We start from the raw sequence: 12,305 nt of genomic DNA, 5'->3' as shown, positions 1-12,305 counted from the left end.
ACATATTTTATTAACCAGTAATAGATTGATATTATGACACTTAGACGCTTGTTCGCTTTTAAGCTTTTATTCGTTAAAGCAACTATACCTGTTTTAGCTATACTCGTCAAGGTTTAATTATCCCGAATTATTCAATATTCAAACCTAGTGAAGCTACCGGATAATATCTATAAATTTAAACGATTGAAAAGCCGCTATCCGGATGGTTGTATCCGAATAACGGCTGTAATCAATCACATACTATTTCGTTGTTTTTGACTTCTCTCGTACAGGAGGCAGCAGTTTTTTCATATCTATGGTTCGCTGAATCTCCCACGTATCCGGGTTAGCCGCATCATACTGCTCCAAATACGTAATAACCTCTTTGGTAATCAGTGTCGGCGTTGAAGCCCCAGAAGTCACAGCTACTTTGGCTACGCCTTCAAGCCACTCCCTCTTCAGCTCGGTTACATCAGAAATACGATAAGCTGTTGTACCAGCAATTTCCTCCGAAACCTGAGCTAATCGGTTTGAATTGTTACTGCGCGGATCACCGACAACGATCACCAGATCCGCCTGTCCAGCTTGCTCAGCTACCGCTTCCTGACGTACCTGCGTCGCCAAACAGATTTCATTGTGTATCTCAGCACCCGGGAACTTCTCCAGCAGCTTCTTCATAATGTGCTTGATGTCCCATTGGCTCATGGTCGTCTGATTCGTGATAAGGATTTTGCCAGCTGGCAACGTAAGACTGTCGATCTCTTCTTCCTTTTCAATCAGATGAACATGGTTAGGAGCAATACCGATAGCTCCCTCCGGCTCTGGATGATTCTTTTTGCCAATATAAACAATCTGGTAGCCTTCGGCAGACTTCTCCCGAATCAGATCATGCGTTTTTGTGACGTCAGGGCAAGTCGCGTCTACCGTAGTCAGCCCCTTGTCTCGTGCCAACTTGCGTACCTCTGGTGATACGCCATGAGCAGTAAAGATAACAGTGCCGCTCTCTACCTGGCTTAAAATCTCCATACGGTTCGGGCCGTCCAGTGTAATAATCCCTTCGTCTTCAAAGGAATTCGTGACATGACTGTTATGCACGATCATGCCCAATATATAAATAGGCCGGGGTAAGTCCAGATTTCTGGCTGCCTGACGAGCCAATACCATGGCATCGACTACGCCGTAGCAGTAACCCCGGGGCGAAATTCTGAGTACTTCCAAAATGAGCCCCCGCTTTCTTCGACACAGTATACAGCTCCGATAACTCGGTAGCTGTGGGCATCCAAGCCTTTACCGGCCAATTCTATGATGTAGTTGCCTTCCTATTATAGCCTATTCCAAAGGCGCGGAAAAGCTGACCGGAAGCCAGATGACAAATGTCGTTCCTTCTCCTTGACGCGTAACCACTTCCACAGACCCGTGATGTTCATCAATAATCCACTTGGCAATAGACAGCCCCAACCCAATTCCCTCTGTCACCCCGCGCGACTCATCTGCCCGGTAAAAGCGGTCAAAAATAAAGGGAACCTCACTCTTGTCCATTCCAATGCCCGTATCACTGATCCGTAGCCCTACCTGTCCTTGATAAACAATGGCATCAAATCGGACTGTACCTTCAGGTGTGTATTTGAATGCATTATCAATGAAAATGAATAGCATTTGCTGTAAATAATCCTTGCTCCCATCCATATAAATACCATTCAGCAACGAAAAATCTCCCACATTCCATTCGGCCGTTCGCTCTAAAAACTGAGCACGACGGGCAACCTCACTTACAAGGGGTTCCAGCGCAACGGGAGTCTTATCGAACGTTTTCCCTGTGTCTGCTCTCGCAAGTGACAACATATCACTCACCAAACGACTCATCCGTTTGCCTTCATCTGCCATGTCATTTAATGCCTCCATAGAAAGCTCACGAATCATCTCTTCATCCATATTCGGTCGCTCTCCTGGTTCGGTAGTCCACATTTTGAGCAAAAAATCAACGTTGCCACGGATCGTCGTTAGCGGCGTACGAAGCTCATGGGAAGCATCAGCCACAAAACGGCGCTGTGCACCGTACGCATCTTCCAACTCCTTGTAAAACACCTCTGTACGCCCCAGCATGTTGTTAACTGTCCCGATTAATTGTCCAATTTCATCTGGTGGTCCGTCATATTCAATCCGAACACTCAAATCATTACTGGATTGAATCTGATTTGCCCCCTCAATTACCTTGACCAGCGGCTTCATAGACTTGCGAGCCAGAAAGAGACCTGAAGTCGCAGCAGCAAGTAATGCAAACAACGAACCATATACAAGCACATTTTGCAACCTGTTCATGAGTCGATCCTGAGAGCCCGTGAATTGTCCTACCTGTAGCAACCCGACTACCAAGCCCAACTCCTCGGACTTAATGGGCTGTTGGTAAATCATAAAGGTATCCCCATTTACGTTCACACGCCGGATTCCCTCATTTTGAACTGCTCCTGTCGCTGTAGATGGAACAGGGAAGGTGATATTGAGGTCTTTCATGTTTTGGGTGGTTTTGGTAACACCTGATGTATAATTGTAAATTTGTACATATAGCTGTGAATCATCAATTCCACGTTCTTGCACTAAACCCAAATCCAGATTGGGGACTTCAAATAATCCCCCTTTAATTGTAAGCAGTAGCTGCTTGTTAATCCGTGGCGCCTGAGTCGTAAGCTGACTTTTTACTTCATTGTATGTGTAATAATAAACCAGTCCGTAAATAGCCAGACCAAAAATGACAAGCACTATAGCCAAGATGCTCGAATACCAAGCTGTCAGCCGCCACCGAATAGACATATTACACATCACCTCTTAAAATGTAGCCAGCTCCCCGAATTGTACGAATGAGACGTTTACCGCCATCCTGCTCCGTTTTTTGTCGTAGCATGGCAATATATACTTCGAGCACATTCGATTCTCCGCTATAGTCATAGCCCCAAATTTTGTCCATAATCAGATCACGCGACAGAACACGCTTCGGGTTTTGCATGAACAAATGGAGCAGTTCAAATTCTTTGGCCGTCAGTTCCAAGCGTTTGCCGCCACGAACCACTTCACGGGATTCGTTATCCAGTTGTAAATCCTCGAAGGTAAGTCTATTTCCGTTATTGCCCTGTTGTTCGGTTTTACGCCGCAAAAGCGCTCGCACTCGTGCCAGCAACTCCTCCAGAGCAAACGGCTTGACGAGATAATCATCGGCCCCTAGATCCAAGCCTTTAACCCGATTCTCAACCTCATCCTTGGCTGTAAGCATTAGGACAGGTACCGTGCTCCCCCCTTCCCGCATGCGACGGCATACCTCAAAACCATCGACTTGCGGCATCATTACATCCAGCACGACTACATCAGGCTCAGCTGTCAGCATTTTATTTAATCCCTCTGCTCCATTGGCGGCTGTCAGCACTTCATAGCCTTCAAATGCCAGTCCTCTGCGCAGCATGGAAACAATTTTTTCATCGTCATCAATGATCAAAATAGTAGAACGCATACACGATCGAACTCCTTTATCTCTTCTTTTCCCTCTATTGTAGCAGGAGTACACGCGCGTAGCATCTTGCTACTTCATACAGCAAGAAACGGAAGGGATCTTCCTTCCGTTTCTTGCGTGCACATGTTCATTTTTGTAAAGTTATCATCTTATTGCTGGAGCGTCGAGCTAAAGTCATTTTTATTGCCTATTTTCAGTTGAACATCTTTTTTCTGCCCAGCTCGTTCGATGTTAAGCGTCAGTGCTGTACCCACTTTTTGTTTTTGAATGAACTGGATCAGCTCTTGTGACGTGCTATAAGGCGTGCCATTGGCTCCGATAATCACATCGTAAGGACGCAGATCAGCCTGATAAGCTGGTGATTTGTATATAATATCTCGTACAACCGAGCCTTCGGTCAGGGTTGTTCCCAGTTCTTTGGCTACTTCAGGACTCAAATTTAACAGACTTGCACCAATGAAAGGTACAGGTTCTTTAGGGATAGGCTGGTTATTTTTCAGCTTATCGACGACTTCCAAAATCGTATTGGACGGGATCGCAAACCCGATTCCCTGTGCGTCTGCACTAACAGCTACGTTCATACCGATAACTTGCCCTTGCAGATTTAACAGCGGTCCACCAGAGTTACCAGGGTTAATGGACGCATCCGTCTGAATGAGATGCTTGTATTGCGTCGGTTTTCCAGTTGATTCACTATTAATGGTGATCGTACGTTCTTTCGCACTTAGCACCCCGGCTGTTACCGAATGCTCAAAGCCTTCAGGGTTGCCAATTGCGACCATCCACTCGCCGACTTTAGCGTTATCCGAGTCACCCAAAGTTACTGTCGGAAAGTTATTTTTGCCTTCAATTTTAAGTACCGCCAAATCAAGATCAGCATTTTTGCCCAAGACTTTGGCTTCGTAAGGCTTATTAGTTCCCTCTACTGTAACCTGAACCACACTCGCGCCTTCAACAACATGGTTATTGGTTAGGACGTAACCCGATTTATCAAAAATAAAACCGGAACCAATACCAAGCGGAGTCAGCTGTCCGCTGTTGCTACCTTCATTTTCATTACTGTTACCGCTGCTGCCACTGTCACCATACTGATTACCGAAAAAGTATTGATACAGCGGGTCATTGTAATAAGGGCTACTTTGTCTGCCGCTGCTGCCACTGGTTTGTTTGGCAAGCGTTTCGATTTTGACGACTGCCGGTCCAGCCTTAGCCACAACAGATTGAACATCAGCGGTACCTGAAGGCATCACAGCCGGAACTGCGCTTGGAGTCGAGCTGGTTGTTCCTGAATTAGTCGTTTCTCCGCTTTCAGCTGCCGCCGAAGTCAACGCCGTCTCGGGTGTGAACATATTTGTTCGGTCAGCTGTATACATCAATACTGTAATGACCAGCATCCCGGCCAAAAAAGATAAGAAAATTGTTTTCACCTGCGACTTGGGCTTATTCGGTTTGAATTGCCAGTTGCCGCCATTTCGACCCGAACCATCCTGTTGCTCAGGCATAGCACGATGGTATGAGGGAGGAAGGGGTCTTACTGCCTGCGGTGGCGTGATCTCAACATCTTTTTCCACCGACTGCCCTTCCTTACGTTGTCCGTCCGATTGAACTGAAGAAAAAGGGCCGTAAGAATAATAATATGAGGAACCGTTCGAATCGTTTTGCCGAGTTACGTTATCGGTATCAACCTGATCGTTGTCGTTCCGGCGTCCGGAGTTATTATTTTTAAATTCGTCCATTGTATATCTCCTCCCAAACCCTATGCTTCAAGGTGGTGTTGTTTAACTGACTTTATTTTGCACTTTAAACCTTAATTCCACCTTAAAAACAATTAAAAAGGAGATAAAACCTTAGACCTATTTGTACCTAACCACTTTTACTCAAAACGAAATGCCCCGGATATAATCCGGAGCATTATCGATTGTATATGCTTTTTTATTTCGTGTTAAAGTTTTCGTCGAACTTTTCATTCGGTGTTTGAGCATTGTTTTGAATTTTGTTGCGACTAGAGTTTTGAACTTTTTGTGCTACTGCACCTGTACCGCCTTGATCTGTTGCAAATTCTTCATCATACTTCTCATTTGGTGTCTGGAAGTTGTCTTGAATTTTATTTTGTTCAGACTGCTTTACCTTTTGTGAAACAACACCTACCGTATTGTCTTGTGCAAATTCCGCTTTGAACTGATTTCCTGTGCTTGCATTGAAGCCTTTGTTCGTGAAAGAACTTCCGCCTTGATTTGGCATAATTCTCAACCTCCCAGTATGTTTTGTGGGATAAACTCATCCCGCAACATAGTATGTGATGTTGGAAAAAACAATATTCAAGGATTATATGGAAGCATCCAGTGTCGCGGTCGGAATGGTTTTATGCGTTTCTATCGCCTTTTGGAGCGATTTCACCATCTTTTCCGTACATTTTCCGTTACCTTTTTTTATAATTTGAACATCCACATCTTTCTTGCCCCATTCAGAATACACCTGCCGGGTTGTTTTAAAATACAAATCAATTTTATTGCCCTTAATCGCAGAACCTGTATCTGCTACAATCCCGTATCCATAACCAGGAATGTACAATATGCTTCCCAAAGGAAACGTTTTGGGATCAGCCGCAATCGTAGACAGCGTGTTCTTGTCACGACGCACTTTTACACCGGAATACGTAATACCGTAACCGGGATGACTTGGCCGTTTGCCAGTCGATTCATAGCCTGCTGTATATCCTGTTGCTGTGACCGTCATGGTCGTAATAACCTGCTCTTCACGTGGAGCTAAAACAGGTGTGGACTGCCATTTCTTATGCTGGACCGGTTCTTTGTGACCGTAAACTTCATTACCGGGCAATACCAGACAGGTTGCGATTAGCACGGTTCCCAAAATCCGTTTCCATACCAACATGGATCTCATAAAAAACCTCCCCTTGAGGCAAAGGCTTTCCAGAAATCCATTGGTTTATACGAACAGATTATTATTTTTGAACATCCTGACCTGGATAAAATCTGCTCAGCTTCACTTTATCTTCAAAAATATGCAGGAGTGTCCGCACTATGGGGGTGTGCTCATCGTCTGTATGCAATATAATGGAAGCAGGAGAAATCGAAATAAGGGTGCTCACGATTCGATCCTCGACCTCCATTTCCAGTTCAATGCCTGGCATCTCGACAATGATGTCATCTGCATCGGGAGTCGGTATCGGCACCATGGCACTATCCAGAATCGTAAAATTATGTCCGCCTTGGTGAAGTACGTGTACGAGCGGAACTTTGCTTTCCTGAAAAAAAACAAAATATTTAAGCAACCCCATAAATTCTTCGTATTGCCGATCTGCCCAGAATTCTTCCATGGCATAGTCGACGATTTCTTCAAGCTCTTTTTTATACGCATGGAGCCTAAATTGAATCAGTCCTTCCAAATTGATCACACGAAGCTCCTTAAAATCCTTCTCCAGGAGAGTGGTCAGCTTACCATGACGCTTCAAACGACCTCTCGGGCCATCATCGTTTAACAGTGAACGAATCATACTGCGAATTTGCTCTGTATCCTCTTTCTCCAGCAGCGAACAGGCTTTGGTGAGAATGAGATTAAGCAGCCCCCACTCCTTGACCTCGATAATATAATCCGCTATTGCCGAAGACATGATGCTGTATACACAGGGGAGAAAGCTTTCAAACGCCGAATTGCTTTCTGTGCCCTTGCAGGTCCATGCCACTTTGTTGTCCAGCTGTCTGAAAGTGAATCGAAATCCGCGCCGTGACATATGTAGTCCCTTTGTTCTACTTTTGACCACTTCGTAAAACCGGTCGGGTTCCTGATCTCCGTCTGTATTGGTCCACACTGTAAACAGTTCCATTGGCTCACTCCTTTCGATCACTGCTTTCAGTATATGGCGGCCTCTGAAGGGTTATACGAAGTGAACGACTGGAAACAGAAAGACATAGTCAAAAGAGGATGATCAGGTTTCAAAAAGCCGGTTGGCGTGTTATAAACAATTACTGTGGTATAGGAAAAAAACGAAAGACGTTTGAATATTTAGGGTGGGGTATGTTAAGGTTAAATTAATATGAATTTTTCACAAGAGGGAGGAGATAAGATGTCAACGATGCTGAACATGCTGCGTACATTCATGATCGTCATATTGAGCCTCGTTCAGATTTTGTCCCTTCCTGTGACGTTTCATGCGGAAGACACTACTCAATCCCTTCAGTTTACTGCGGGATCTTCTCTCCTGTCTCATGCTGATGTTTCCTCGTTAGAAACCGATTCTCACGGTCTGGAGCACCATCCCAAACCAGCTATACGCAAATCCTCCCCTTTACTTCATCTGGTGATCGCTGCGGCCAAATCACTTCCCTTTGTCATTTTGATGGCGTTTGTGCTGCTATTGAGCATCCCTAAACTACGTCTGCCTTTTATTCCTGTCATTTGCAAACTAAAGAAGCAATTGTACTTGTTCCCCATCAAATTTACCTCTAGTTATGTGGCTTAACCTCCCTTAAGCATGCACATCACTACATTTGCATGTCTATTTGTTAACCGTTCCCAATAAGTGTAATACGTTAAGTATATTTATCAGGTTTTCTATGTTAATTTATAAAATTTAATACAAAAAGAAAGTTTTCATGTCACTCCCAAAGCATGTGATTTATTTCCCATACCATTCATTTAAATAACGTATCGTACAGGAGGCTTTACAAATGGATATTCGAGAGTCTATTTTGCCAGGAATCGGGATTAAGTATCGAATAGATGCAGAGAGTGGCGACCGAATTGTCATTATTATTCATGATGATGGCAGGCGTGAGTTGTATCACTTTGATTACGAGGATTTGGAACAAAGTATTTCTATGACAACCCTGAATGATCAGGAAGCACGATTGGTAGCCTCCATCATCGGGGGTATGACATATAAGCCGAAACAGCTTGAAAGTGTAGAAATGACGTTTGACGATTTTATTATCGAATGGTATAGAGTGGAATCTCACTATGCAAGTGTTGGCAAATCCATCGGTGAGCTGGATATTAGACAAAATTCGGGAGCCACTGTTATTGCCATTGTGGAGAAAAAGGGAATGAAATATGTAAATCCTGGTCCTGAAGTGATTATTAACGATGATGCCATTGTAGTTGTTGTTGGGGAACGCGATCAGCAAAAACGCTTTAAACAAATCCTTATGAACGGAAGCGGGTGATTGGATGGATCATCTGGTATTTGAGGTTGGATTGGCTATTGCTCTCATCGCTGCAGCCGGACTTATTTCCTCCAAACTGCGCTTCTCGGTCATCCCTTTTTATATCCTGATCGGAATGGCAGTTGGACCGCATGCGATGGAGCTATGGCATTTTGATTTTCGCTTTATCGAAAGCGCCCCTTTTATTGATTTTATGGGAAGAATCGGAGTGCTGTTTCTTCTCTTCTACTTGGGTCTGGAGTTTTCAGTAGGTCGGTTAATTAAATCAGGCCGCTCCATTGCCGTGGGTGGCACCATTTATATTGGCATCAATTTCACACTGGGGCTGGCTCTTGGCTTCCTGAGCGGCTTTCCTGTAGCAGAAACACTGGTTATCGCCGGAATTACAACCATATCATCCAGTGCTATTGCTGCGAAGGTGCTGGTAGATCTCAAGCGGACTGCCAATGCTGAAACTGAAATGATTTTGGGCATTATTATGTTCGAGGATGTTTTCCTCGCCGTATACATCTCCATCCTCTCCGGATTGGTTCTTAGCGATTCATCCTCGCTCGGGGGTGTACTGCTATCAGCTCTAATCGCGCTTGGCTTTATGCTTGCAGTCATTATTATCGGTCGTAAGGCCGTCCCTCTGTTAAATCGGATTCTCCGTATTCGCTCCAATGAGGTATTCGGACTTGTTGTTTTCGGCTCCCTGTTTCTGGTGGCTGGTTTTTCGGAAACGATTCATGTGGCGGAAGCTATCGGCGCCCTGTTAGTCGGTCTCGTACTGGCCGAAACGGAACATGCCAAACGGATCGAGCATTTAATTGTTCCTTTCCGCGATTTCTTTGGCGCTCTGTTCTTTTTCAGCTTTGGGCTATCCATTGATCCACTGTCCCTAGGAGGAAACGCGATATGGCTTGCGCTGGCAGCAGTCGTTCTCACGTTATTTGGGAACATTTGGGCAGGAATGTTGGCTGGGCGTACGGCCTCCTTATCTCCCAAAGCGTCAGCAAATATCGGCCTGACCATTGTGGCACGGGGTGAATTTTCGATTATCATGGCCAACTTGGGTAAAGAAGGTGGTTTACTTGATATTGTTCAACCTTTTGCAGCCATCTATGTACTCATACTGGCCATTCTTGGACCACTTCTCACAAAGCAGTCAAAACCTATTTTTAATATGTTAAACAAAATATTCAAGTTCAAGGACCCCCGCCTACGAAAAGAAGAAAGTAACTCGGCGTAACTGTAAAGCTGGATACGACAATCCATAGGAGGGAAGGCTATGCCGCACGCTATTAAACATGCCGAAACTCTATGAGGCGGCTTGTGAAGCCCGCTTCAGAAGATGCGAGCAGGTTCCCTGTCTTTTATACGGTGATTGGCGGAATTACGGCATCCGTCGGTCTGGAATTGTTTTTGCATCCGCATGATATGATCGCTGGAGGCGTCACGGGGATCTCCAGACTCATGTCGCTTTATACACAAGAGCATTTTGGGTTATTGCTATTCGTTTTGAACTTGCCACTCATGCTGCTGTATTCTTTATCCACTCACAAACCCATGCTGCTCCGTGCACTACCCGGCTTGTTCGCCTTTTCAGGCTCAGCCATCATTCTTTCGCCTTTTCCGGCAGTGAGCGGCCATCCGGTCGTATGTGCTTTGGGCGGCGGAATCTGTATCGGTCTTGGCGCAGGACTGGCAGCTCGTCACGGTGGTCTGCTTGATTCACTAGGACTTAACGAACCAGGCGATGGCCGTCCATCCACATTGTTGCTAACACACCGCAAGATTCCGTTAATACAGATTGTTATGCTATGTAACGGTCTGCTGCTCATTACAGCTGGCTTTGTGCTAGGCTGGGAGTCAGCTCTATATTCAGCCTTATCCTGCCTCGCCGCCTACGAAACGACCCGGCTGATGTTTACCGGTCTGACGCGTATGGTTTGTGTTGTCAGCAAGAAGCAGCCAACCGTCGAGGATGCTATATATCGCAGGTTGCGTATACACAGCACGCCTGTTGAAGGCTCTGCCCAGATAGAGGGCAAGATCAAAAGCGAATCTGAGGATAAAAAAGAACAAATGGTCATCGTTTACAGCGTTCATCTGTTGGATTTGCAGCGCTTTAAGGCAGTCATCCAAATGGCAGACCCGCAAGCTGAGATCATGTATATGAAACGATGGAAAGCATAGCAAAGTAACACATCAAAAAAACGCTTATCTGCACTAATCTATGTATAACGATTAGTACAGATAGGCGTTTTGTAATGAACACTATATTAACGGATATTAATTCTGCATGATAAAATCATGTTCAATACTGCTGGCACTGTCAAAAGTACGAATAATATCATAACGGGTATTACGCTGTGCCGGAATGTGACCCGTCTCGCAGATCAACTGTAAAATGGATTCAATGTTAACCTTATACGTTGCGCCTGCAGCGGAAACTACGTTTTCCTCAATCATGGTGCTACCAAAATCATCGCAACCGTAGTACAACGATTTTTTACCGATTTCAGGTCCCATAGTTACCCATGAGGATTGAATATGCTTGATGTTATCCAATACAAGACGACTGATCGCAACGGTCTTCAGATATTCCTCCGGCGTCTGACGTTCCTTCTTCAGGTTGGTATTGTCTGGCTGGAAGGTCCAAGGAATAAAGGCCAAAAATCCTTCAGAATTATATTTGTTTTCAATGCATTCGTCCTGAGCATCACGAACACGCAACAAATGCAGCGCACGCTCCTCCATCAACTCGCCAAAGCCAATAACCATCGTAGCAGTCGTGTTCATCCCAACCTTATGAGCCGTTTGCATGACATCCATCCAATCACGCCAAGAGCCTTTGAGACGGCTAATTTTGCGGCGTGTGCGGTCATCCAAAATTTCTCCACCTCCGCCCGGAAGCGAATCCAATCCAGCTTCATGAATGGCGCGGATTGTTTCTTCCATAGAAAGACCAGATTTCTCCTTCATTTTGTGAATTTCAGCTGGCGAGAAGGAGTGCATCGTAATATCGGGAAAACGCTCCTTGATACCTTTCAGCAAATCGGTATAATAACTGAACGGCAGATTCGGGTTCACACCGCCTTGCATTAGAATTTCGGTGCCACCTACTTCCTGCGTTTCCTTGATCTTCTGAAAGATCACCTCATCCGGCAAAACATAACCTTCATCAGAACCTGGTCTACGATAAAAAGCGCAGAAGCGACAGTATACGTCACACACGTTTGTATAGTTAATATTTCGTCCGATAACGAAGGTTTTAACGGGATCGGGATGCATGCGATTCATGACTTTATTCGCCGCATGACCGATTTTTTCTACCTCGTCTGATTCGAACAAAGCAACGGTATCCTCTAAATTCAGGCGTTCGCCGCGTAGGGCTTTATCTAAAATATGGTCGATTACACTCATGGTGTATCCTCCTTCGCTGTCACAGGGCGACGAAATGAACGACAGGACTTATGAACGAGAATGCTTTCACAAACCTGCGTTCGAACCCTGCCGTAATGTATGTTCATGACTAGCCTTGTATGTTGTCTGTGCTATTTAGCATAGTAAAACCTAATGATAATACTAACATATCTTTAGGTAAGGAACCATACTTATTCCCGCTTCTTTCTGCTTTTCACCTAGGAAAACAGGCAACT

12 protein-coding genes are annotated in these 12,305 nt (G+C 45.0%); 4 read left to right on the top strand and 8 right to left on the bottom strand.

Annotation, left to right across the window (positions count from 1 at the left end):
* Positions 1-240: 240 nt before the first annotated feature.
* The 7 genes from MKY75_RS07360 to MKY75_RS07330 form a co-directional block, all read right to left on the bottom strand.
* Positions 241-1,197, bottom strand: a complete 957-nt coding sequence (locus MKY75_RS07360) for a 4-hydroxy-3-methylbut-2-enyl diphosphate reductase (protein WP_340884836.1) — start codon at positions 1,195-1,197, stop codon at positions 241-243.
* A 111-nt stretch (positions 1,198-1,308) separates the two neighbouring features.
* The gene (locus tag MKY75_RS07355; RefSeq protein WP_029516510.1) at positions 1,309-2,787 is read right to left on the bottom strand and encodes a sensor histidine kinase; all 1,479 of its coding nucleotides are present in this window, start codon (positions 2,785-2,787) and stop codon (positions 1,309-1,311) included.
* 1 nt (position 2,788) lies between these two features.
* Positions 2,789-3,478 carry a response regulator transcription factor gene (locus MKY75_RS07350; RefSeq protein ID WP_029516509.1) on the bottom strand — a complete coding sequence of 230 codons (690 nt, stop codon included), beginning with the start codon at positions 3,476-3,478 and terminating at the stop codon, positions 2,789-2,791.
* 149 nt (positions 3,479-3,627) lie between these two features.
* Positions 3,628-5,214 (bottom strand): S1C family serine protease, encoded by a 1,587-nt coding sequence (locus tag MKY75_RS07345; protein ID WP_029516508.1) that lies wholly within the window; start codon positions 5,212-5,214, stop codon positions 3,628-3,630.
* Between the two features lie 196 nt (positions 5,215-5,410).
* Complete coding sequence (locus MKY75_RS07340) at positions 5,411-5,719, bottom strand: hypothetical protein (RefSeq protein ID WP_029516507.1); 309 nt, start codon at positions 5,717-5,719, stop codon at positions 5,411-5,413.
* A gap of 84 nt (positions 5,720-5,803) precedes the next feature.
* Entirely contained in the window at positions 5,804-6,379 is a 576-nt protein-coding gene (locus MKY75_RS07335; RefSeq protein ID WP_013309429.1) for a 3D domain-containing protein, read from the bottom strand.
* 61 nt (positions 6,380-6,440) lie between these two features.
* On the bottom strand, positions 6,441-7,322 hold the full coding sequence (locus tag MKY75_RS07330) for a putative sporulation protein YtxC (RefSeq protein ID WP_029516506.1): 882 nt from the start codon (positions 7,320-7,322) through the stop codon (positions 6,441-6,443).
* 240 nt (positions 7,323-7,562) lie between these two features.
* Between MKY75_RS07330 and MKY75_RS07325 the strand changes: the two genes are divergently transcribed.
* The 4 genes from MKY75_RS07325 to MKY75_RS07310 all read left to right on the top strand — a co-directional run bounded on the left by MKY75_RS07325 (position 7,563) and on the right by MKY75_RS07310 (position 10,839).
* Positions 7,563-7,958, top strand: coding sequence for a hypothetical protein (locus MKY75_RS07325; protein WP_029516505.1), 396 nt, complete (start codon positions 7,563-7,565; stop codon positions 7,956-7,958).
* Positions 7,959-8,166: 208 nt separating this feature from the next.
* Entirely contained in the window at positions 8,167-8,661 is a 495-nt protein-coding gene (locus MKY75_RS07320) for a cation:proton antiporter regulatory subunit (RefSeq protein ID WP_029516504.1), read from the top strand.
* Between the two features lie 4 nt (positions 8,662-8,665).
* On the top strand, positions 8,666-9,892 hold the full coding sequence (locus tag MKY75_RS07315; RefSeq protein ID WP_023987794.1) for a cation:proton antiporter: 1,227 nt from the start codon (positions 8,666-8,668) through the stop codon (positions 9,890-9,892).
* A gap of 83 nt (positions 9,893-9,975) precedes the next feature.
* Positions 9,976-10,839: a YitT family protein gene (locus MKY75_RS07310; protein ID WP_340887075.1), complete on the top strand. Its 864-nt coding sequence runs from the start codon at positions 9,976-9,978 to the stop codon at positions 10,837-10,839.
* Between the two features lie 96 nt (positions 10,840-10,935).
* Here MKY75_RS07310 and mqnC read toward each other — a convergent pair whose 3' ends face one another.
* A complete protein-coding gene (gene mqnC, locus MKY75_RS07305) occupies positions 10,936-12,069 on the bottom strand; it encodes a cyclic dehypoxanthinyl futalosine synthase (protein WP_340884834.1) in 1,134 nt (377 codons plus the stop codon).
* Positions 12,070-12,305 lie beyond the last annotated feature (236 nt).

This window comes from Paenibacillus sp. FSL L8-0663, assembly GCF_038008125.1.
Taxonomy (GTDB): domain Bacteria; phylum Bacillota; class Bacilli; order Paenibacillales; family Paenibacillaceae; genus Paenibacillus; species Paenibacillus polymyxa_D.
The sequence above is the reverse complement of the archived record's forward strand: the minus strand, read 5'-3'. Positions and strand labels throughout refer to the sequence as shown.

Coding starts and splice junctions, on each gene's coding strand:
- MKY75_RS07355 (WP_029516510.1), bottom strand. CDS start 2,787: ATGTCTATTCGGTGGCGGCTGACAGCTTGGTATTCGAGCATCTTGGCT.
- MKY75_RS07350 (WP_029516509.1), bottom strand. CDS start 3,478: ATGCGTTCTACTATTTTGATCATTGATGACGATGAAAAAATTGTTTCC.
- MKY75_RS07345 (WP_029516508.1), bottom strand. CDS start 5,214: ATGGACGAATTTAAAAATAATAACTCCGGACGCCGGAACGACAACGAT.
- MKY75_RS07340 (WP_029516507.1), bottom strand. CDS start 5,719: ATGCCAAATCAAGGCGGAAGTTCTTTCACGAACAAAGGCTTCAATGCA.
- MKY75_RS07335 (WP_013309429.1), bottom strand. CDS start 6,379: ATGAGATCCATGTTGGTATGGAAACGGATTTTGGGAACCGTGCTAATC.
- MKY75_RS07330 (WP_029516506.1), bottom strand. CDS start 7,322: ATGGAACTGTTTACAGTGTGGACCAATACAGACGGAGATCAGGAACCC.
- MKY75_RS07325 (WP_029516505.1), top strand. CDS start 7,563: ATGTCAACGATGCTGAACATGCTGCGTACATTCATGATCGTCATATTG.
- MKY75_RS07320 (WP_029516504.1), top strand. CDS start 8,167: ATGGATATTCGAGAGTCTATTTTGCCAGGAATCGGGATTAAGTATCGA.
- MKY75_RS07315 (WP_023987794.1), top strand. CDS start 8,666: ATGGATCATCTGGTATTTGAGGTTGGATTGGCTATTGCTCTCATCGCT.
- mqnC (WP_340884834.1), bottom strand. CDS start 12,069: ATGAGTGTAATCGACCATATTTTAGATAAAGCCCTACGCGGCGAACGC.